14 protein-coding genes are annotated in these 21,679 nt (G+C 65.3%); 4 read left to right on the top strand and 10 right to left on the bottom strand.

Annotated features, from left to right (window positions below; genetic code table 11):
- Positions 1–46: 46 nt before the first annotated feature.
- From odhB to typA, 3 genes are all read right to left on the bottom strand, one after another.
- Positions 47–1,324 carry a 2-oxoglutarate dehydrogenase complex dihydrolipoyllysine-residue succinyltransferase gene (odhB, locus tag HWX00_RS04085; protein ID WP_034190135.1) on the bottom strand — a complete coding sequence of 426 codons (1,278 nt, stop codon included), beginning with the start codon at positions 1,322–1,324 and terminating at the stop codon, positions 47–49.
- A 135-nt stretch (positions 1,325–1,459) separates the two neighbouring features.
- Positions 1,460–4,324 carry a 2-oxoglutarate dehydrogenase E1 component gene (locus HWX00_RS04090; protein WP_034190136.1) on the bottom strand — a complete coding sequence of 955 codons (2,865 nt, stop codon included), beginning with the start codon at positions 4,322–4,324 and terminating at the stop codon, positions 1,460–1,462.
- 317 nt (positions 4,325–4,641) lie between these two features.
- Positions 4,642–6,468, bottom strand: coding sequence for a translational GTPase TypA (typA, locus tag HWX00_RS04095; RefSeq protein WP_006490690.1), 1,827 nt, complete (start codon positions 6,466–6,468; stop codon positions 4,642–4,644).
- A 329-nt stretch (positions 6,469–6,797) separates the two neighbouring features.
- Between typA and HWX00_RS04100 the strand changes: the two genes are divergently transcribed.
- The 4 genes from HWX00_RS04100 to HWX00_RS04115 all read left to right on the top strand — a co-directional run bounded on the left by HWX00_RS04100 (position 6,798) and on the right by HWX00_RS04115 (position 11,728).
- A complete protein-coding gene (locus HWX00_RS04100) occupies positions 6,798–7,289 on the top strand; it encodes a MarR family winged helix-turn-helix transcriptional regulator (protein WP_034190137.1) in 492 nt (163 codons plus the stop codon).
- Between the two features lie 87 nt (positions 7,290–7,376).
- Positions 7,377–8,873 carry an efflux transporter outer membrane subunit gene (locus HWX00_RS04105; protein ID WP_175027000.1) on the top strand — a complete coding sequence of 499 codons (1,497 nt, stop codon included), beginning with the start codon at positions 7,377–7,379 and terminating at the stop codon, positions 8,871–8,873.
- Between the two features lie 52 nt (positions 8,874–8,925).
- A complete protein-coding gene (locus tag HWX00_RS04110) occupies positions 8,926–10,140 on the top strand; it encodes an HlyD/EmrA/EmrK family protein (RefSeq protein WP_059557830.1) in 1,215 nt (404 codons plus the stop codon).
- Positions 10,141–10,168: 28 nt separating this feature from the next.
- Positions 10,169–11,728 carry a DHA2 family efflux MFS transporter permease subunit gene (locus tag HWX00_RS04115; protein ID WP_034190140.1) on the top strand — a complete coding sequence of 520 codons (1,560 nt, stop codon included), beginning with the start codon at positions 10,169–10,171 and terminating at the stop codon, positions 11,726–11,728.
- Positions 11,729–11,830: 102 nt separating this feature from the next.
- Here the strand turns inward: HWX00_RS04115 and truB are convergent, their stop codons facing one another.
- The 7 genes from truB to scpB all read right to left on the bottom strand — a co-directional run bounded on the left by truB (position 11,831) and on the right by scpB (position 21,554).
- Positions 11,831–12,763 (bottom strand): tRNA pseudouridine(55) synthase TruB, encoded by a 933-nt coding sequence (gene truB, locus HWX00_RS04120; RefSeq protein ID WP_049032357.1) that lies wholly within the window; start codon positions 12,761–12,763, stop codon positions 11,831–11,833.
- 13 nt (positions 12,764–12,776) lie between these two features.
- Entirely contained in the window at positions 12,777–13,175 is a 399-nt protein-coding gene (gene rbfA, locus HWX00_RS04125; RefSeq protein ID WP_034190142.1) for a 30S ribosome-binding factor RbfA, read from the bottom strand.
- A gap of 114 nt (positions 13,176–13,289) precedes the next feature.
- Positions 13,290–16,229, bottom strand: a complete 2,940-nt coding sequence (infB, locus tag HWX00_RS04130) for a translation initiation factor IF-2 (protein ID WP_034190143.1) — start codon at positions 16,227–16,229, stop codon at positions 13,290–13,292.
- Between the two features lie 91 nt (positions 16,230–16,320).
- Positions 16,321–17,796 (bottom strand): transcription termination factor NusA, encoded by a 1,476-nt coding sequence (gene nusA / locus HWX00_RS04135; RefSeq protein ID WP_034190144.1) that lies wholly within the window; start codon positions 17,794–17,796, stop codon positions 16,321–16,323.
- Positions 17,796–18,254: a ribosome maturation factor RimP gene (rimP, locus tag HWX00_RS04140; RefSeq protein WP_011351796.1), complete on the bottom strand. Its 459-nt coding sequence runs from the start codon at positions 18,252–18,254 to the stop codon at positions 17,796–17,798. The genes nusA and rimP overlap by 1 nt, the downstream gene beginning before the upstream one ends.
- A gap of 456 nt (positions 18,255–18,710) precedes the next feature.
- Positions 18,711–20,462, bottom strand: a complete 1,752-nt coding sequence (rluB, locus tag HWX00_RS04145; RefSeq protein WP_034190145.1) for a 23S rRNA pseudouridine(2605) synthase RluB — start codon at positions 20,460–20,462, stop codon at positions 18,711–18,713.
- A 60-nt stretch (positions 20,463–20,522) separates the two neighbouring features.
- Positions 20,523–21,554: an SMC-Scp complex subunit ScpB gene (gene scpB, locus HWX00_RS04150; protein ID WP_124608016.1), complete on the bottom strand. Its 1,032-nt coding sequence runs from the start codon at positions 21,552–21,554 to the stop codon at positions 20,523–20,525.
- Positions 21,555–21,679: the final 125 nt, after the last annotated feature.

Genomic DNA, 21,679 nt, shown 5'->3' on the forward strand with positions numbered 1-21,679 from the left:
GCGTGTGCGCGAACCCGCGGAGCGGGTCGATGCAGTGAGACTCGGCTTACAGGTCGAGCAGCAGGCGTGCCGGATCTTCCAGCGCATCCTTCATCGCGACGAGCGACAGCACGGCTTCGCGACCGTCGATGATGCGGTGGTCGTACGACAGCGCCAGGTAGTTGATCGGACGGATCACGATCTGGCCGTTCTCGACGACCGGACGCTCCTTCGTCGCGTGCACGCCGAGGATGGCCGACTGCGGCGGGTTGATGATCGGCGTCGACAGCATCGAGCCGAACACGCCGCCGTTCGAGATCGAGAACGTACCGCCCGTCATTTCCTCGATCGACAGCTTGCCGTCCTTCGCCTTCTGGCCGAATTCGGCGATCTTCTTTTCGATGTCGGCGAGGCTCATCTGGTCCGCGTTGCGCAGGATCGGCACCACGAGGCCACGCGGCGAGCCGACGGCGATACCGATGTCGAAGTAGCCGTGGTAGACGATGTCGTTACCGTCGATCGACGCGTTCACGAGCGGGAACTTCTTCAGCGCGTGAACAGCCGCCTTCACGAAGAACGACATGAAGCCGAGCTTCACGCCATGTTCCTTCTCGAACTTGTCCTTGTACTTGTTGCGCAGCTCCATGACCGGAGCCATGTTGACTTCGTTGAACGTCGTCAGGATCGCGTTGGTCTGCTGCGATTCGAGCAGACGCTCGGCGATACGCGCACGCAGGCGCGACATCGGCACGCGTTGCTCCGGACGGTCGTTCAGCCAGGTCGTTGCCGACGCCGGCACTTTCACTTCCGGCAGCGACGGCTTCGCGGCAGCGGCCTTGGCCGGTGCGGCGGCCGGAGCGGCCTTCGGTGCGCTGCCTGCGGCCAGCGCGTCGCCCTTCGTGACGCGGCCGTCGCGGCCCGAACCTGCGACGTCGCCCGCCGACAGGCCCTTCTCGGCCAGCAGCTTCGATGCAGCCGGCGATGCGGCGGCCGAGCTCGATGCCGTCGCGGCGGCCGGCTGGGCTGCCGGTGCAGCCGCGGCAGGCGCGGCGGCCGGCTTGACTTCGGCGGCGCCCGCCGCTGCTTCGGCGGCACCTGCCTTCGCTTCGGTGTCGATCGTCGCGATCACTTGATCGGCAACCACCGTGTCACCGTCGTTCTGCAGCACTTGCGCGAGCACGCCCGCTGCCGGTGCCGGCACTTCGAGCACGACCTTGTCGGTCTCGAGTTCGATCAGGATTTCGTCCTGTGCGACTGCTTCGCCCGGCTTCTTCTTCCACTGCAGCATGGTCGCTTCCGAAACCGACTCCGAAAGCTGGGGGACTTTGACTTCTACGATAGCCATGTGATTTTCCTGGATGCTTAATCTGGGGTATGACGAGGTTCGTGCGATTCCTTCGGCCGATGCGGCGCGCCACGCGCCCGGCAGGCCGGAAGAGACGGGAAAGCGCCGCGCGCCTTCCCGTTTCGCTTCCGTCGGTTATTTCGCGATCGATGCGCTCTTCAGGCGGCCGAAAGCACCTTCGATCAGGGCCTTCTGCTGCTCGTAGTGCTTCGCGTAGTAGCCAACCGCCGGCGAGGCCGAAGCCGGACGGCCGCTGTATGCCAGCTTCTGCCCTTCCTTCATGCCTTCCTTCAGATGGTGCTCGACGTAGAACCAGGGGCCCTGGTTCTGCGGCTCGTCCTGCACCCAGACCACTTCAGTCGCGTTCTCGTACTTCTTCATTTCGGCTTCGAACTGCTTGTGCGCGAACGGATACAGCTGCTCGATACGGATGATCGCGACGTCGTTCGCCTTCGCTTCGCGGCGATGTGCGACGAGGTCGTAATACACGCGGCCCGAGCACACCAGCACGCGCTTGACCTTCTTCGCGTCGATGCCGCCGTCGGTTTCGCCCAGCACCGGCTGGAACGAACCCTTCGCCAGTTCCGACAGGTCCGACACGGCTTCCTTGTGACGCAGCAGCGACTTCGGCGTTGCGACGATCAGCGGCTTGCGGAACAGGCGGATCATTTGGCGGCGCAGCAGGTGGAAAATCTGCGCCGGCGTCGTCGGCTGAACGACCTGCATGTTGTGATCGGCACACAGCTGCAGGAAACGCTCGATACGCGTCGACGAGTGTTCCGGACCTTGCCCTTCATAGCCGTGCGGCAGCAGCATCGTGAGGCCCGACACGCGGCCCCACTTCACTTCGCCCGACGAGATGAACTGGTCGATCACGACCTGCGCGCCGTTGACGAAGTCGCCGAACTGCGCTTCCCACAGCACGAGCGTGTTCGGCTCGGCGGTCGAGTAACCGTATTCGAAGCCCAGCACCGCTTCTTCCGACAGCACCGAGTCGATCACCGTGAACTTCGCCTGACCTTCGGCGATGTTCTGCAGCGGCACGTACGTACCGTCGTTCCAGCGCTCGCGATTCTGGTCGTGCAGCACCGCGTGACGGTGCGTGAACGTGCCGCGGCCCGAGTCCTGGCCCGTCAGGCGCACCGAGTAGCCCGATGCGACGAGCGACGCGAATGCGAGGTGTTCGCCCATGCCCCAGTCGAGCGGCTGGTCGCCACGCGCCATGTTGCGGCGGTCGTTGATCACGCGCTCGACGAGCGGGTGGACCTTGAAGTTTTCCGGGACCGTCGTGATGCGTTCGCCGAGGCGCTTCAGTTCGGCGAGCGGCACGGCCGTATCGGCAGCATCGGTCCACTTGCGGTTCAGGAACGGCACCCAGTCGACCGCGTACTTGCTCTTGTAGTTCGACAGGACCGGGTCGACCGTGTGGTGACCGTCGTCCATCGCCTTGCGGTACGCCTTCACGTAGTTGTCGGCGTCTTCCGCGGTGATCACGCCCTGCTGCACGAGCTTCTCGGCGTACAGCGCACGGGTGCCCGGGTGCTGCGCGATCTTCTTGTACATCAGCGGCTGCGTGACCGCCGGCGTGTCCTGCTCGTTGTGACCCAGCTTGCGGAAGCAGACGATGTCGATCACGACATCCTTGTGGAACTGCATCCGGTAGTCGATCGCGATCTGCGTCGCGAGGATCACGGCTTCCGGATCGTCGCCGTTCACGTGCAGCACCGGCGCCTCGATCATCTTGACGACGTCGGTACAGTACAGCGTCGAGCGCGCATCGCGCGGGTCGGACGTCGTGAAGCCGATCTGGTTGTTGATGACGATGTGCAGCGTGCCGTGCGTGCCGTAGCCGCGCGTCTGCGCGAGGTTCAGCGTTTCCATCACGACGCCCTGGCCCGCGAAGGCCGCGTCGCCGTGGATCTGCACCGGCAGCACCTGCAGGCCGTCTTCGTCGCCGCGGCGGTCCATCCGCGCCTTCGCGGAACCTTCGACCACCGGGTTCACGATTTCGAGGTGCGACGGGTTGAACGCGAGCGACAGGTGGACCGGGCCGCCTTCCGTCGACACGTCCGACGAGAAGCCCTTGTGGTACTTCACGTCACCGGCCGGCAGGTCGTCGACGTGCTTGCCTTCGAATTCGGCGAACAGGTCGGCCGGCATCTTGCCCAGCGTGTTGACCAGCACGTTCAGACGGCCGCGGTGGGCCATGCCGATGATGATTTCCTGCACGCCGCGCTTGCCCGCGTGCTGGACGACTTCGTCCATCGCCGCGATGAAGCTTTCGCCGCCTTCGAGCGAGAAGCGCTTCTGGCCGACGTACTTGGTGTGCAGGTATCGCTCGAGGCCTTCGGCGGCCGTCAGGCGATTCAGGATGTGCTTCTTCTCGTCGATCGAGAAGTTCGGCGTCGCGCGGGTCGACTCCAGGCGCTCCTGCCACCAGCGCTTCTGTTCCGGATCGCTGATGTACATGTATTCGGCGCCGATCGTGCCGCAGTACGTGTCGCGCAGGCCCTTGACGATATCGCGCAGCGAAGCCTGGTCGAAACCGAAATACAGGTTGCTTGCGCTGTACGTCTGGTCGAGATCGCCTTCGGAGAAGTCGTAGAACGCGGGTTCGAGCTCGGGAATGGCGGGACGTTCGCGGCGCTTCAGGGGATCCAGATTGGCCCATTGCGAGCCAAGGAAGCGATACGCGCTGATGAGGGACTGGACGTGAACCTGCTTGCGTGCGGCAGCCAGGTTGGTGCTGCTTTCGCGCGGGATGAAGGCATTGGCCTTCGCGCGCTCGGCGAACGATTCGACGATCGGGAAGTGAGCGACGTCATTGGCATTCGAGCCGTCCGTTGCAGGCACGTTCTGCAGCGCGTCGAAATACTCTCGCCAGTTCTCCGGCACCGACGCCGGATTGTTGAGATATGCATCGTACAGTTCTTCAACGTACGAAGCATTGCCGCCGAACAGATAGGAGTTCAGCTGAAACTGCTTCATTACATCTGACATTTTACGCTCACCTTTCTTCGAGCTTCTCGAGAAATAGCGGGTTACTCAACCTTCCGCGACACGGCCTGACCGTTTAGCGGATTGCGAATCAAGTCTTGCTTGGAAGGACCTAAAACTTGCGTGCGCGCAGCATATCACAGAACCGATACCGGAGTTCACGGCGAAATGTGCCCGAAAGCACCGCGCGACGGGGTTTTGCCGGATTGCCACGACCCGCGGGAACAGTGTTTTGCAGGTAATCCGGTTGCGCGTCGCGCAGATGCGAAAAAGGCTGCCCGCGGGCAGCCTTTTTCGTGATGCAGCGAACGGTCGAACGCTTAGTCGACCGCGCCTTCGCGGCTCGCGCGGCGACGCTCGTGCTCCTTCAGGAAGCGCTTGCGCAGGCGGATCGACTGCGGCGTCACTTCCACGAGTTCGTCGTCGTCGATGAATTCGACCGCGTACTCGAGCGACATCTGGACCGGCGGCACGAGACGCACGGCTTCGTCGGTACCCGACGCACGCACGTTGGTCAGCTGCTTGCCCTTGATCGGGTTCACGACGAGGTCGTTGTCGCGGCTGTGGATGCCGATGATCATGCCCTCATACAGCGCGTCGCCCGGCTTCACGAACATGCGGCCGCGATCCTGCAGCTTCCACAGTGCGTAGGCCACGGCCGCGCCGTCGTCCTGCGAGATCAGCACGCCGTTGCGGCGCTCGAAGACCGAGCCGTCCTTGACCGGTGCGTACGAATCGAAGATGTGGCTCATCAGGCCCGTGCCGCGCGTGAGCGTCAGGAATTCGCTCTGGAAGCCGATCAGGCCACGTGCCGAGATCTTGTATTCCAGACGCGTGCGGCCGCGGCCGTCCGACGCCATGTCGAGCATTTCGCCCTTGCGGCGGCCGAGTTCTTCCATCACGCCGCCCTGGTGTTCGTCCTCGACGTCGACCGTCAGCAGCTCGTACGGCTCGTGACGCACGCCGTCGATCTCCTGCATCACGACGCGCGGACGCGACACGGCCAGCTCGTAGCCTTCGCGGCGCATGTTCTCGACGAGAATGGTCAGATGCAGCTCGCCGCGGCCCGACACTTCGAACACCGTTTCGTCGCCCGTGTCCTTCACGCGCAACGCGACGTTGTGGTTCAGCTCCTTCATCAGGCGGTCGCGGATCTGGCGGCTCGTCACGAACTTGCCTTCGCGGCCCGCGAGCGGCGACGAGTTGACGAGGAAGTTCATCGTCAGCGTCGGTTCGTCGACGGTGATCATCGGCAACGCTTCCGGCGTGTCGACCGCGCAGATCGTCGCGCCGATGCCGACGTCTTCAATACCGTTGATCAGCACGATGTCGCCCGCTTCGGCCGATTCGACCTGCACGCGCTCAAGGCCCTTGAACGACAGCACCTGGTTGATCTTGCGGTTCAGCACGTCGCCTTCCGGGCCGAAGCGCATCACGACCGGCTGACCCGGCTTGATGCGGCCGCGCGTGATGCGGCCGACGCCGATCCGGCCGACGTACGTCGAATAGTCGAGCGACGTGATCTGGAGCTGCAGCGGCGCTTCCGGATCGGCCGGGCGAACCGGCACGTGCTCGAGGATCGCCTCGAACAGCGGGCGCATGTCGCCTTCGCGCGCGGCCGGGTCGAGCGACGCGTAGCCGTTCAGGCCCGACGCGTAGACGATCGGGAAGTCGAGCTGCTCCTCGGTCGCGCCGAGCTTGTCGAACAGGTCGAAGGTCTGGTTGATCACCCAGTCGATGCGCGCGCCCGGGCGGTCGATCTTGTTGACGACGACGATCGGCTTCAGGCCGAGCGCCAGCGCCTTCTTCGTGACGAAGCGGGTCTGCGGCATCGGGCCTTCGACCGCGTCGACCAGCAGCAGCACCGAGTCGACCATCGACAGCACGCGCTCGACTTCACCGCCGAAGTCCGCGTGGCCCGGGGTGTCGACGATGTTGACGTGCGTGCCTTCGTATTCGACCGCGCAGTTCTTCGCGAGAATCGTGATCCCGCGCTCCTTTTCGATGTCGTTCGAGTCCATCACACGCTCGGCGACTTGCTGGTTGTCGCGGAAGGTGCCGGACTGGCGAAGCAGTTGGTCGACGAGCGTCGTCTTGCCGTGGTCGACGTGAGCGATGATGGCGATATTGCGAAGGGCGCGGGTCATAGAAACCTGGAAATCGTTTGAACGCGCAAACGCGCCCGCTCGTTTTCACGGGCGCGCGCTGTTGCAGCTTGGAAAGCCTAACATTATAGCACGCGAGAATGTCGAGAGCTGACGGACACGTCGCGACGCGACAAAACCGGGCCCGCCAGCCCCGCCCGTGAACCGGCGAAGCGATCGAATGCGCCGTGGCCCGACACACCGCAAAACCTTGTCCCCGAGAGGGATTTTCGCACCGCGCAGCGCGCGCTTTGCCGTTCGATTAACATTTGCCGCGGCAAGCAATTGTGCCTATACTGCTGCCTAGTCAACTATTGCAGCTTCAGGGTTTTATGCCGGATTCCTCTACCCAACCACCCGTCTCGTCGCTGTCCTCGTATCAGATGAACGACAGCGTCGGTTATCTGATGTCGCGCGTGAAGTCGGTGATGACCAACCTCGTCACGCAACGCACGCAGGAAGAGCTCGGCATCACGGGCACGCAGGCGAGCATGCTGTTCATGATCGCGGTCGGCAGGTGCTCGACGGCCGCCGAGCTCGCGCGCGAATACGGGATCGATGCGAGCGCGGTCACGCGCCTGCTCGACCGGGTCGAGAAACGCGGCCTGCTGTCCCGCGTGCGCAGCATCGAGGACCGGCGCGTCGTCCGCCTCGAACTGACCGATGAAGGCCGCGCGCTCGCCGAACAGCTGCCGCCCATTTTCCGCAGCGTGCTCGATCAGGTGCTGGACGGATTTACGCCGGAAGAAGTCGGGTTCCTGAAGAGCATGCTGCGCCGCATTCTCAGCAACTATTGCGAGACGGCCGGCGGCAGCATCACGTAATAGTTGCCATAACAATTACTTTTGACAGTTTATTGTAAGGAAATCCTTGCAGTGTCCATCATTCATTCCGAGTCAGGGGTCAGCGCGATGAAGTCCTCCCCGTTGTCCGTGCGCGGCGGGTCGTGCCGCGCCGCCGTCGCCGCCGCGGTCGCCGCATTCGCACTGGCGGGCTGCGCAAACTACATCGGCGTCAAGAGCGACAAGCAGATCGCCCCCGCATCGCAATTCGAGTCCGCGCAGAGCCTCCCGGCCCAGGGCGGCCAGTGGCCGGCGCTCGACTGGGCCAGCCAGTTCGGCGATCCGCAACTGCCGAAGCTGATCGACGAAGCGCTGCAAGGCAATCCGTCGATCGCCCAGGCGCAGGCGCGCATCGCGAAGGCATCGTCGTACATCGAATCGTCGCGATCGAACCTGATGCCGAAGGCCGAAGCCAGCTATTCGTGGACGCGCGAGCTGTACTCGTCGAACGCGCTGTTCCCGCCCCCGTACGGCGGCCAGTGGTACAGCGAGAACAATGCGCTCGCGAGCGCGTCGTGGGAACTCGACCTGTGGGGCAAGAACCGCGAACGCCTGCACACGGCCGTGTCGCAGGAAAAGGCCGCCGAAGCCGACATGCAGCAGGCGCGCATCACGCTCGCGTCGTCGGTCGCGCGCACCTACAACTCGCTCGCGCAGCTCTATGCGCTGCGCGACATCGCGCAGCGCGAGATCACCAACCGCGAGACGGTGGGCAAGATCACCGACGGCCGCGTCTCGGCCGGCCTCGACACCAACGTCGAACGCCAGACGGCGCGCGGCAACATCGCGACCACGCAGGCTTCGCTGTCGGACCTCGACGGCCAGATCACGACGGTGCGCTACCAGCTCGCCGCGCTGCTCGGCAAGGGTCCGGATCGCGGGCTGCAGATCGCCGCGCCGGTGATGAACCCGACCGGCGACGTCACGCTGCCCGGCAACCTGCCGGCCGATCTCGTGTCGCGCCGCCCCGACATCGTCGCCGCGCGCTGGCAGGTCGAAGCCGCGATGCACGACGTGAAGGAAGCGAAAGCCGAGTTCTACCCCGACGTGAACCTCGCGGCCGGTTTCGGCTTCGATGCGTTCGGCTGGGGCAAATTCCTGAACTTCGCGAGCCGCCAGGCGCAGTTCGGCCCGGCGATCCACCTGCCGATCTTCGATGCCGGCGCGCTGCGCGCCCAGCTCAAGGGCCGCTACGCCGACTTCGACCTGTCGGTCGCGAACTACAACCAGACGTTGATCAGCGCGCTGAACGACGTCGCGACGCAGGTCGCGTCGATCCGCGCGGTCGATCGCCAGATGGGCGACGCCCAACGCGCGCTCGACGCATCGACGCGCGCGTACGATCTCGCGGTCATCCGCTACAAGGCCGGCCTGTCGCCGCAACTGCAGGTGCTGACGGCGGACAGCAACCGCCTCGCATCGGAGCAGACGGTGACCAACCTGAAGATGCGTCGCCGCGACATGCAGCTCGCGCTGATCAAGGCACTGGGCGGCGGGTTCGACGCAACCGGCACACCGCTCGCCGCGCCCGACGCCGCCACGCCGAACAAACAGGCCGCCAACTGAGCCGGCGCCACCACTACGCAGACACTCGAAATAACGGACGGAGAAAATCGCCATGAGCGACCAACAAAACGCCGCCAGCGCGCAGCCGCAGAACAACGGCAAGCGCAAACGAATGATGACGCTGCTCGTCGCGGTCATCGTGATCGCGGCCATCGCATACGGCCTGTACTACTTCCTCGTCGCCCGCTTCCATGAAGGCACCGACGATGCGTACGTGAACGGCAACGTCGTGCAGATCACGCCGCAGGTCACCGGCACCGTGATCGCCGTGAAGGCGGACGATACGCAGACGGTCAAGTCCGGCGACCCGCTGGTCGTGCTCGACCCGGCCGATTCGCAGGTCGCGCTGCAGCAGGCGGAAGCAAACCTTGCGCAGACGGTGCGCCAGGTGCGCGGCCTGTTCGTCAACGACGACCAGTACCGCGCGCAAGTCGCGCTGCGCCAGTCCGACCTGTCGAAGGCCCAGGACGACCTGCGTCGCCGCCTGGCCGTCGCACAGACGGGCGCCGTGTCGCAGGAAGAAATCTCGCACGCACGCGACGCGGTGAAGGCCGCGCAGGCGTCGGTCGACGCCGCGCAGCAGCAGCTCGCATCGAATCGCGCGCTGACCGCGAACACGACGATCGCCTCGCACCCGAACGTGATGGCCGCCGCCGCGAAGGTTCGCGACGCCTACCTCGCGAACGCGCGTAACGTGCTGCCGGCGCCGGTCACCGGCTACGTCGCGAAGCGCTCGGTGCAGGTCGGCCAGCGCGTGTCGCCGGGCACGCCGCTGATGTCGGTGGTGCCGCTGAACGCCGTGTGGGTCGACGCGAACTTCAAGGAAGTCCAGCTGAAGCACATGCGGATCGGCCAGCCGGTCGAGATGACGGCCGACATCTACGGCTCGTCGGTCACCTACCACGGCAAGGTCGTCGGCTTCTCGGCCGGTACGGGCTCGGCGTTCTCGCTGCTGCCGGCGCAGAACGCGACCGGCAACTGGATCAAGGTCGTCCAGCGCCTGCCGGTGCGGATCGAACTCGACCCGAAGGATCTCGACAAGCATCCGCTGCGCATCGGCCTGTCGATGCAGGTCGACGTGGACATCAAGGACGAACGCGGCGACCAGCTCGTCAACGCGCCGAACACCGTCTACGAGACCAACGTGTTCGCGAAGTACGGCGACGAAGCCGATGCCGAAATCGCACGCATCATCGCCGAGAACGCAGGCGGCAGCGCGTCGGCGCCCGTCGCGGCGAAGTCAGGCAGCGCCGCGAAAATGATGTAACCGTTCCGACTCCGGAAAGACAACCCACATGGCACAGGCTCCTGTCTCCCATCCGCCCCTGCAAGGCGGACAACTCCTGCTCGGGACGATCGCGGTATCGCTCGCGGTGTTCATGAACGTGCTCGACACGTCCATCGCGAACGTCGCGATCCCGACCATCTCGGGCGACCTCGGCGTGTCGTCCGACCAGGGCACGTGGGTCATCACGTCGTTCGCGGTCGCGAACGCAATCTCGGTGCCGCTGACCGGCTGGCTGACCGACCGTTTCGGGCAAGTCCGCCTGTTCCTCGTGTCGATCATCCTGTTCGTCATCTCGTCGTGGATGTGCGGGCTGGCGCCGAGCCTGCCATTCCTGCTCGCGTCGCGCGTGCTCCAGGGTGCCGTCGCGGGCCCGATGATTCCGCTGTCGCAAGCGCTCCTGCTATCGAGCTATCCGCGCGCGAAGGCGCCAATGGCGCTCGCACTATGGGCGATGACGACGCTGATCGCCCCCGTCGCGGGCCCCATTCTCGGCGGCTGGATCTCGGACAACTATTCGTGGCCGTGGATCTTCTACGTCAACATCCCGGTTGGCATCGCCGCCGCCGCCGCGACGTGGGTGATCTACCGGAGTCGGGAGTCGGCCGTGCGCCGTGCGCCGATCGACGGCGTGGGCCTCGCGCTGCTGGTCGTGTGGGTCGGCTCGCTGCAGATCATGCTCGACAAGGGCAAGGATCTGGACTGGTTCGCGTCGACGACGATCGTCGTGCTCGCGCTGACCGCTGTCATTGCTTTCGCGTTCTTCGTGATCTGGGAGCTGACCGCCGAGCACCCGGTCGTCGACCTGTCGCTGTTCCGCATAAGAAACTTCACCGGCGGCACGGTCGCGCTGTCGATCGGGTACGGCCTGTACTTCGGCAATCTCGTGCTGCTGCCGCTGTGGCTGCAGACGCAAATCGGCTACACCGCGACCGACGCCGGCCTCGTGATGGCGCCGGTCGGGTTGTTCGCCATCCTGTTGTCGCCACTCACCGGGAAGTATCTGCCGCGCACCGATCCGCGCTTCATCTCGACTGCGTCATTCCTCACGTTCGCGCTGTGCTTCTGGATGCGTTCGCGTTACACGACGGGCGTCGACGAGTGGTCGCTGACGCTGCCGACGCTCGTGCAGGGGATCGCGATGGCCGGCTTCTTCATCCCGCTCGTGTCGATCACGCTGTCCGGCCTGCCGGGCCACCGCATTCCCGCGGCGTCCGGCCTGTCGAACTTCGTGCGGATCATGTGCGGCGGCATCGGTACGTCGATCTTCCAGACCGCGTGGGATCATCGGAACAACTTCCACCACGCGCAACTGGTCGAGCAGGCGAATCCGTACAACCCGACGTTCAACCAGGCCGTCACTCAGATGGGCAATCTCGGGCTCACGCCCGAGCAGGCACACGGCCTGATCAACAACATGGCCACGCAGCAGGCTGCGCAGCTCGGCGTGAATGATCTGTTCTACATTTCGGCCGCGATCTTCGTGCTGCTGATCGGACTGATCTGGATCACGAAGCCCGAACGCGCGGGCGGCGGCGATGCCGGGGCGGCCGCATCGGCGGCGCACTGAACGCCCAAGCGGGAATACCGACGCACCAAACAAAAAGCCCGGTCGTTTCGACCGGGCTTTTTCTTGTTCGGACGCCGACTGCGGCGCACGCGCGCCGTAGCGTCATGCAGCCGTCACGACGAGCCGTTCCGGTGCAAGTACACCATTCGCCTTGCGCGCCACGCCGAGCAGCCGCGTGGCGTCGTATACACGCACGCGCTCGCCGTCGGCCGCCTCGATCGGCCCGAGCGCCGACAACGGCAGGCGCTGGCCGTGCAGGAACCGCTTCGCGGACGCATCGTCGAGACGAACCGCCGGAAACGTCGACAGCAACGCATCGACCGGCTGGAGCCAGGCATCGCGTGCCGCTTCGGCTGCATCTGACAGCGCATCGAGCGTCACCGCATGTTCGAGCGTCAACGCACCGACGCCCGTACGACGCAGCATCGTCAGATGCGCCCCGCAACCGAGCGCCTCGCCGATGTCTTCCGCGAGCGTACGCACATACGTGCCCTTGCTGCAGGTCACGCGAAACGTCACGTCGGGCAGCTCGCAAGCGAGCAGTTCGAGCGCATGAATCGTCACGTTACGGCCTTCCCGCTCGACGGTCTGGCCCGCACGCGCGTATTCGTACAGCGGCTTGCCGTCGCGCTTGAGCGCCGAATACATCGGCGGCACCTGCACGATCTCGCCGGTGAAGCGCACGAGCGCGGCTTCCACCGCCGCCCGGTCGCATTCGACCGGCCGCGTGTCGATCACGTCGCCTTCCGCATCGCCGGTAGCCGTGCGCTGGCCAAGACGCATCGTCGCTTCGTAGGTCTTGTCGGCCTCGAGCAAGTCCTGCGAAAACTTGGTCGCCTCGCCGAAACACAGCGGCAGCAGGCCCGAAGCCAGCGGATCGAGCGTGCCGGTGTGGCCGGCTTTCTTCGCGAGGAGCAGGCGCTTCGCGCGAATCAGCGCATCGTTGCTCGACAGGCCGACCGGCTTGTCGAGCAGGAGGACGCCATCCAGCACGCGCCGGGGCACGCGCGGACGTTGGGGTGCTGCATTCGTCATAGGCCGGTCGAACTCAGTCGTCCTTCGCGGGTGCGTCGGCCTCGTCGTCGTCCTTCGCGCGCGTCGAGTTCGCTTCCTTGATCAGGCGCGACATTTCGACGGCCTTCTCGATCGTCTGGTCGTAATGGAAATGCAGCGTCGGCACCGTATGAATGTGCAGGCGCTTGAACAGCAGGTTGTGCAGGTGACCCGACGCGTGATTCAGCGCCTCCTGCGTCTTTTCCGGATCGCCGGTGAGCGCGGTGAAGTAGACCTTCGCGTGCGCGTAGTCCGGCGTGAGCTCCACGCTCTGGATGGTCACGATGCCGATACGCGGGTCTTTGACCTCGCGCATGATGAGTTCGGACAGATCGCGCTGAATCTGGTCGGCGATCTGAACGTTGCGATTGGGGGAAGTGCGTTTCCTGGACATGATCGATCCGTGATCCGTTTTTCAGGATGAAGTGGCGGCCCTTGTCGGCACGCCACCATGAAAATGGGCGGGACAGGCCCAAGCCTGCCCCGCCCATGAGCCGATGCGCGACGATTACAGCGTACGCGCGACTTCGGTCACTTCGAAGACTTCGAACTGGTCGCCTTCGATGACGTCGTTGAAGTTCTTCACCGACATACCGCACTCGAAGCCCTGCTTCACTTCCTTCACGTCGTCCTTGAAGCGCTTCAGCGATTCGAGTTCGCCCGTGAAGATCACGACGTTGTTGCGCAGCACGCGTACCGACGACGAGCGCTTGACGATACCGTCCGTGACCATACAGCCAGCAACCGTACCGACCTTCGGCACCTTGAAGACCTGACGGACCTCGACCATGCCGGTGATGACTTCGCGCTTCTCCGGTGCCAGCATGCCCGACATCGCCGCCTTCACCTCATCCACTGCGTCGTAGATGATGTTGTAGTAGCGGATGTCGATGCCGTTCGCCTCGGCCAGCTTGCGCGCTTGTGCATCCGCACGCGTGTTGAAGCCGATGATGACCGCCTTCGATGCCGTCGCGAGGTTGACGTCGTTTTCGCTGATGCCGCCCACCGCGCTGTGCACGATCTGCACGCGCACTTCGTCGGTCGACAGCTTGAGCAGCGACTGCACGAGCGCTTCCTGCGAACCCTGCACGTCTGCCTTGATGATGAGCGGCAGGTTCTGCACTTCGCCTTCGCCCATCTGCTCGAGCATGCTTTCCAGCTTCGCGGCCTGCTGCTTCGCAAGCTTCACGTCGCGGAACTTGCCCTGACGGAACAGCGCGATTTCACGCGCCTTGCGCTCGTCCGGCAGCACGATCACTTCCTCGCCCGCGCCCGGCACTTCCGACAGACCCTGGATTTCGACCGGGATCGACGGACCGGCTTCCTTCGTCGGCTTGCCGTTCTCGTCGAGCATCGCGCGAACCCGGCCGTAAGCCGTACCGGCCAGCACGATGTCGCCGCGGTTCAGCGTACCGGACTGCACGAGGATCGTCGCGACCGGGCCTTTACCCTTGTCGAGCTTCGCTTCGATCACGATGCCCTTGGCCGGTGCTTCGACCGGTGCCTTCAGTTCCAGCACTTCGGCCTGCAGCAGCACGTTCTCGAGCAGATCGTCGATGCCCGCGCCCGTCTTGGCCGACACCGGCACGAACGGCGAGTCGCCACCGTACTCTTCCGGCACGACGCCTTCCGCGACCAGTTCCTGCTTGACGCGATCGGGGTTCGCTTCCGGCTTGTCGATCTTGTTGATCGCGACGACGATCGGCACGCCACCCGCCTTCGCGTGGGCGATTGCTTCCTTCGTCTGCGGCATCACGCCGTCGTCGGCCGCCACCACCAGCACCACGATGTCGGTCGCCTTCGCGCCGCGTGCACGCATTGCCGTGAACGCTTCGTGACCCGGCGTATCGAGGAACGTGATGACGCCGCGCGGCGTATCGACGTGATACGCGCCGATGTGCTGCGTAATGCCGCCCGCTTCGCCAGCGGCAACCTTCGCGCGGCGAATGTGGTCGAGCAGCGAGGTCTTGCCGTGGTCGACGTGACCCATGACCGTGACGACCGGCGGACGCGGCAGTTGCTCCGCATCGGTACCGGTTTCGCCTTCGACCAGCAGCGCTTCCGGATCGTCCAGCTTCGCGGCAACCGCGCGGTGGCCCAGTTCCTCGACGATGATCATCGCCGTTTCCTGGTCCAGCACCTGGTTGATCGTGACCATCTGGCCCATCTTCATCATCACCTTGATGACTTCGGAGGCCTTGATCGACATCTTGTGCGCGAGATCGGCAACCGACACGGTTTCCGGCACGTGCACTTCGCGAACGATCGGTTCGGTCGGCGCCTGGAACGACGATGCGCTGTCCTGGTGACGGCCGCGCCCCTTCGGGCCGCCGCGCCAGCCGCGGTCGACGCCGCCGCTCGAATCGCCGCGCGTCTTGATGCCGCGACGCTTCGCCGCGTCGTCCTGCCAGCCGCCCTTGCCTGCGCCCGGCTTCTTGTTGCGGTCGCCCGCGCCTGCCGGCGCCTGCGTCGTGGCCGGGGCCGCGGCACCGGCCGGCTTCTTCACGGCCGGACGTGCCTGCGCACCTTCCGGCTTCGCCGGCTTGTGCAGCGTGCCCTTCGCTTCGGCCGGCTTCGGCGGCTCGACCGGCTTCGGCGGCTCGACTGCCTTGACCACGGCCTTGCGCGGCGTGTTCATCATTTCGCGGATCGCGCGTGCCTCGGCTTCTGCCGCCGCGCGACGCTTGCTGATCTCTTCCTGCTCGGCGCGCGCCTTGTCCGCCGCCTCGCGGGCTGCGTCCTCGGCCTTCTTGGCCGCTTCGCGCTGGGCCGCACGTTCGGCGGCCGCGCGCGCTTCGTCCTGCGCGGACTGCTCGGATTGCGCGGACTCCACGCTGGCCGTTTTCTGCTCGGCCGCGGCGGCCTGCTGCGCTGCCACCTGCTGCTGCGCCGCAGCGGCTTCGGCCGCGGCACGCTTCGCCGCAGCTTCTTCCTCGGCGCGACGGCGCTCGGCTTCAGCCGCTTCCTCGCGGGCGCGGCGTTCCGCCTCTTCACGCTCCAGGCGTTCCTGGCGCTCGCGCAGTTCCTGCGCCTGCTTCTCGAGCAGCTCGGCCTCGCGGCGCGCTTCTTCCTCGCGACGCTTCAGTTCCGCATCGTCGTCCGCTTCGGCGACCTGCGCCTGACCCTGTTCCGCACCCTCGTTCACGTCGTCGCGCTTGACGAACGTGCGCTTCTTGCGGACCTCGACCTGAATGGTGCGAGCCTTGCCCGTCGCGTCAGATTGCTTGATCTCCGACGTATGCTTGCGGGTCAGCGTGATCTTGCGCTTGTCGCCGTCGGTTGCGCCGTGCGACTTGCGCAAATGATCGAGCAGACGCGCCTTGTCCGCTTCGGACAGCGCATCGTCTTCACTCGCTTTCTGGACGCCCGCTGCCTGCAGCTGTTCGAGCAGCACACCAGCAGGCATTTTCAGTTCCGCGGCAAATTGGGCTACGTTGTTACTCGCCATTCATTCCTCTTAGTGCAAGGACCGATTCCTTGCGGTTAGCATCGGGTCAGGCCATACGGCCGCCATCAAATCAGTGCGCCATGGTCATTTCTCACTGGAACCAATGTTCACGTGCTTTCATGATCAACGCCTTAGCGGCATCCTCTTCCATTCCGGTCAGGTCGACCAGTTCATCCACTGCAAGCTCGGCGAGATCGTCCCGCGTCTGCACACCGTGTTCGGCCAGCTTCGCGAGCAACTCCGGCGTGATGCCGTCGAGGCTCTTGAGATCCAGCGCTGCGTTCTCGACCTTTTCTTCGTTCGCGATGGCCATCGTCAGCAGCGCATCGCGTGCGCGGTTGCGCAGCTCGTGCACGGTGTCCTCGTCGAACGCTTCGATCTCGAGCATTTCGTTGAGCGGCACGTAGGCGATCTCTTCGAGGCTCGTGAAGCCTTCGTCGATCAGGATGTCGGCAACTTCCTCGTCGACATCGAGACGCGCCATGAACAGTGCACGCAGCCGGTCGCGCTCTTCACCCTGCTTCAGGGCGGATTCGTCCGGCGTCATGATGTTGATCTGCCAGCCGGTCAGTTCACCGGCGAGGCGAACGTTCTGACCGCTGCGGCCGATCGCGACAGCCAGTTCGTTCTCGTCGACGACGACGTCCATCGAATGCTTTTCTTCATCGACGACGATCGACTGGACAGCTGCCGGCGCGAGCGCGCCGATCACGAACTGGGCGGGATCCTCCGACCATAGCACGATGTCGATGTTTTCGCCACCGAGCTCGTTGCGCACGGCCTGCACGCGCGAGCCGCGGATGCCGACGCAGGTGCCGATCGGATCGATCCGCTTGTCGTAGGCGATCACGCCGATCTTCGCGCGCACGCCCGGGTCGCGGGCAGCCGCCTTGATCTCGAGCAGGCCCTGCTCGATTTCCGGCACTTCCATCTCGAACAGCTTCATCAGGAACTCGGGCGCCGTACGCGACAGCTCGATCTGCGGGCCGCGCGCGGTGCGGTCGACCTTCGCGATGTACGCGCGCACGCGGTCGCCCACGCGCAGGTTTTCCTTCGGGATCAGCTGATCGCGGCGCAGCAGCGCTTCGACACGGCCCGATTCGACGATGAAGTTGCCCTTGTCGAGGCGCTTCACCGTACCCGTCATGATCTTTTCGCCCCGCTCGAGGTAGTCGTTCAGGATCTGCTCGCGCTCCGCGTCGCGCACCTTCTGCAGGATCACCTGCTTCGCGGCCTGCGCGCCGATACGACCGAACTCGATCGACGGAACGGGTTCCTCGACATATTCGCCGACTTCGACGTCGGGATTCTGCTCACGTGCCTCGAACAGCAGGATCTCGCGATCCGGCTCCTGCAAGCCTGCCTCGTCGGGCACGACGAGCCAGCGACGGAAGGTTTCGTGCTCGCCGCTTTCGCGATCGATATGGACGCGGATTTCGGCGCCTTCGTCGAACAGCTTCTTGGAAGCGGAAGCGAGCGCGGCCTCGAGGGCGCCCAGCACCACATCCTTGTCGACGTTTTTCTCGCGCGCCAGCGCATCCACCAGCATCAACACTTCGCGACTCATTATTTGCGGCTCCTAAAGTCAACTTGCGGAATCAGGCGGGCTTTGTCGATATCGGCCAGCGTGAAATCCAGCATGGCTGCCTCGCCCTTCTTCCCCTCAAATTCCAAACCGATCGTTTCGCCATTCGGCGCGTGCAGAATGCCCCGGTACGTCTTGCGCCCGTCCAGCGGCTTTTTCAAGGTCACGGAAACTTCGCTGCCGGCGAAGCGCTCGAAGTCGGCCAGCTTCTTCAACGGGCGGTCGAGCCCCGGGGACGAGACTTCGAGCCGTTCGTAATCGATGTTTTCGACCGTCAAGACGTGCTGGAGCTGACGCGTGACCTTTTCGCAATCTTCGAGCGAGATGCCGGCAGGCTGATCGATATAGATGCAAAGCATGCCGCGCCCGGTGCGCTCGAGATCCACCAGCTCGTAGCCGAGCCCGGTGACCGTGGTTTCTATCAGTTCCGTCAGTTGCACAGTGTCCTCTCAGGTGTTCGCGCCCGCCGCTCGCGATTCACCCGCGGGCGCGCGCCTTAGCCGGCGCAGGAAGCGCTACCCGAGATGCCTAACCGTTTCAGCAAAAAAAAATGGGCGGAACGCCCATCTTTCTTACTGGTGGTCGCACCTGAGCCGCACATTGAATCCGTACGCCCAGCGACTCCGCGATTATAGCGATTTTTGGCGCAAACGCCAAGCCAGCCGGTAAAAGCAGCGCGTCGCGCGCTTTTACGGACCAAAAATGCGAAATCGGGTTACCCGATCCGCCGGCACGATCCTGTCAGACCGGCGACCGGTTGCCGACTGCGAGGCAGCGGCACGCGACATATCTATGGTCGAAAGCGATCGGCGCAATGCGCGGTGCCGGCAAAATCGGCGGAATGCCGATCGGGCCGGCACGCCGGCGGCTGTGCGCCGCCGCGCGCCGACATGCGTTCAGCGGCTGCGCGTACGGCTGCGCTGCGGACGCTGGCCGCCGCGCTGACCGCCGCCGTTGCCGGCGCCATCCGCCCGATTGCCGTTCGGATTGCGATTACCGCCGCCCTTGCCGCCGCCGCGCTTGCCGCCCGCGCCTTCGCGCTTGGGGCCCGCGCCGTACGACGCGCGATTGCCGTCGACATCGCGGCCGCCGGCTCGGTTGCCGTCGCGACCGCCCATGCCACCACGGTTGCCGTCACGGCCACCGCCGGTACGGTTACCGTAGCCCGACGGCGAAACCGGCAGACTGCCGTAGCCGCTCAGGCCGGGCAGCCCCGGCACGCCGCGCCTGCCGCCACCGCGGCGCGGCTGGTCGAGTTGCCCATGCGTCGTCAGCACCGGCTCACGGCTGATGAAACCCATCGACGTCTCCATCGGATCGGGCTGACGGCGTTCGGCCTGGCCAGCCCCGCCGCGCTTGCCCTTCTCCTCGGTCGGCGCCTTCAGGCCGACCGTCGCCATCAGCTTGCGCACCTGCGCGTCGTCGAGCTCTTCCCAACGACCGCGCTTCAGGCCGCGCGGCAGCGGGATCGGGCCGTGACGCGTACGGATCAGGCGGCTCACCATCAGGCCGACGGCCTCGAACATCCGGCGCACTTCGCGGTTGCGGCCTTCGGCCAGCGCGACGTGATACCAGTGGTTCGTCCCTTCGCCGCCGCCGTCGCGGATACGCAGGAAATTCGCCGGACCGTCATCGAGCTCGACGCCGTGCAGCAGCTTCTGCCGCATCCCTTCGGCCAGCTCGCCGACGACGCGCACCGCATACTCGCGCTCGACGCTGTAGCGCGGGTGCATGAAGCGGTTCGCGAGATCGCCCGAAGTCGTCAGCATCAGCAGACCTTCGGTATTGAAGTCGAGGCGACCCACCGCAAGCCATTTCGCCGTCTTCATCGGCGGCAGGCGATCGAACACCGACGGACGGCCTTCCGGATCCGCGTGGCTGACGATCTCGCCCGTCGGCTTGTGGTACAGCAGCACGCGCGGCGGCTTGTTCGGCAGCTTGCGCTTGACCGGCTTGCCGTTGATCCGCACCTGGTCGGTCGGCATGATGCGCTGCCCGATGTGCGCGGGCTCGCCGTTCACCGACACGCGGCCGGCGACGATCAATTCTTCCATTTCGCGGCGCGAGCCCATGCCCGCCTCCGCCAGCACCTTGTGAAGCTTCGGCGCGTCGTCGTCCGGCGACAGCACGCGCTTGTTCGCCGGCTGGTTGCGGCCGCGGCGCAGCATCGGCGCACGCACGCCGCTGCCGCCCGCGGAGTTGTCCGCGTCGAATGCAGGCGACGTCACGTAGGCGAACAGCTCGTCCTGGGACGCATCGCCCTCCGCCTTCACCGGGCCGCCCTCAGCCTTCGGCGCACCGCGCCGGCCCTGACCGCCCTGGCCAGCCTTGGCCGCGCCTTCGCGTTTGCCGGCCGGCTTGCGCCCACCCTTGGCCGCACCGTCCTTGTTGCGCGGCGCACGCGCCGGCTGCGCTTCGGCCGTCTCGGCCGGCTGCGCATCCGCGCCTTCGCCGCCCGGCTGCTCGCCTTCGGCGCCCTTCGACTTGGCTGCCGCGCGACGCCGCGCGATCAGGCTGCGCGGGCCGCGCCGCAAACCGCGGCGGGGACGCTCGTCGCCACCGGCCGAAGCATCCTGCTCCGGCGCATCGTCGGCGCGCGCCGCCTGCACGGCAGGCGCGGACGATTCAATATCGTGGATATCAGTCAAAACAACCTCAAAATGTCAGGTCTCGCGCCCGGCGCGGGCGCGGCAAGATGTTGGCCGCGATCAGGCGCGACGCTGTTCGGGTTCTGCTTCGTCGTCCGGCAACGCGTCGGCGCCGATGGGCGCGCTGGCGCTTCGTACGGCATCCGCGAGACTGTCGGACGTGTCGTCCAGCATCTCGTCGTCCGCGGAACGGGAACGGGACGCGTTGGCCTGGTCAGCCTCGCCGGGCGTGACGCCGGCCGCTTCCGCTCCGTCTCCGGCAGCCGCTTCGGCGGCCGGCTTGCGATCTTCCTCACCCCGATCCGCACGCGGCGGCTCGGACTGCACACCGGTCGGCACTGCTTGGGCGCCCACCTGTTCCGTTTGTTCCGTGTGCCCGCGATCAGCCTCGAGCGTATCGCGACCCGGAATTTCCTGCGTCGACGCACCGTCGGCCGCAGTCGCGGCATCGTCCGGCAATTCGACCGATGTTTCATCCGCCAGCGCCTGCGACGGATCGTCCGCCGCGTCGTCGGCGACCGGCACATCCCCGTCGAAATCCATCGCCTGCTGCGCGAGCAGCGCGGCCTCGATGTTCGCGGCCGGCTCTTCGAGCGCAGGCAGATCGTCGAGCGCCTTCAGGCCGAGATCGTCGAGAAACTGCTTGGTCGTCGCGTACAGCGCCGGGCGCCCCGGCACGTCACGATGGCCGATCACCTCGATCCAGCCGCGATCCTCGAGTTGCTTGACCACCTGCGTGTTGACCGTCACGCCGCGAATCTCTTCGATGTCGCCGCGCGTGACGGGTTGCCGGTACGCGATGATCGCGAGCGTTTCGAGCACCGCGCGCGAATACTTCGGCGGCTTCTCGGGATGCAGGCGATCCAGATAATGACGCATCGCCGGCTTGCTCTGAAAGCGCCATCCGGTCGCCAGCGCCACCAGCTCGACGCCGCGGCCGGACCAATCCTGTTTCAGATCTTCGAGCAACGTGCGGACCGTGTCAGCCGACACGCCGTCGGCAAAGAGCTTGCGCAAATCGCCGAGCTTCAGCGGTTCCTGCGCGCAGATCAAAGCAGTCTCGAGGACGATCTTCGCCTCTTGGGTATTCATGCAGCTAGGCCAGACCCTGTGGTCAAACGAACCGGATCAACAAACAGACGAAAGGAACGGAAGACGCGCTCGCCCGATTCTGATCGGTCATATTGATGGGAGCACGAACCGGGGGCGGCGAACCA

It is taken from the genome of Burkholderia seminalis DSM 23518 (assembly GCF_902832885.1).
GTDB classification, from domain to species: Bacteria; Pseudomonadota; Gammaproteobacteria; order Burkholderiales; family Burkholderiaceae; genus Burkholderia; species Burkholderia seminalis.

Bases quoted from the DNA above. Each gene is read 5' to 3' on its own strand.
- odhB (WP_034190135.1), bottom strand. From the start codon at position 1,324: ATGGCTATCGTAGAAGTCAAAGTCCCCCAGCTTTCGGAGTCGGTTTCG.
- HWX00_RS04090 (WP_034190136.1), bottom strand. From the start codon at position 4,324: ATGTCAGATGTAATGAAGCAGTTTCAGCTGAACTCCTATCTGTTCGGC.
- typA (WP_006490690.1), bottom strand. From the start codon at position 6,468: ATGACCCGCGCCCTTCGCAATATCGCCATCATCGCTCACGTCGACCAC.
- HWX00_RS04100 (WP_034190137.1), top strand. From the start codon at position 6,798: ATGCCGGATTCCTCTACCCAACCACCCGTCTCGTCGCTGTCCTCGTAT.
- HWX00_RS04105 (WP_175027000.1), top strand. From the start codon at position 7,377: ATGAAGTCCTCCCCGTTGTCCGTGCGCGGCGGGTCGTGCCGCGCCGCC.
- HWX00_RS04110 (WP_059557830.1), top strand. From the start codon at position 8,926: ATGAGCGACCAACAAAACGCCGCCAGCGCGCAGCCGCAGAACAACGGC.
- HWX00_RS04115 (WP_034190140.1), top strand. From the start codon at position 10,169: ATGGCACAGGCTCCTGTCTCCCATCCGCCCCTGCAAGGCGGACAACTC.
- truB (WP_049032357.1), bottom strand. From the start codon at position 12,763: ATGACGAATGCAGCACCCCAACGTCCGCGCGTGCCCCGGCGCGTGCTG.
- rbfA (WP_034190142.1), bottom strand. From the start codon at position 13,175: ATGTCCAGGAAACGCACTTCCCCCAATCGCAACGTTCAGATCGCCGAC.
- infB (WP_034190143.1), bottom strand. From the start codon at position 16,229: ATGGCGAGTAACAACGTAGCCCAATTTGCCGCGGAACTGAAAATGCCT.
- nusA (WP_034190144.1), bottom strand. From the start codon at position 17,796: ATGAGTCGCGAAGTGTTGATGCTGGTGGATGCGCTGGCGCGCGAGAAA.
- scpB (WP_124608016.1), bottom strand. From the start codon at position 21,554: ATGAATACCCAAGAGGCGAAGATCGTCCTCGAGACTGCTTTGATCTGC.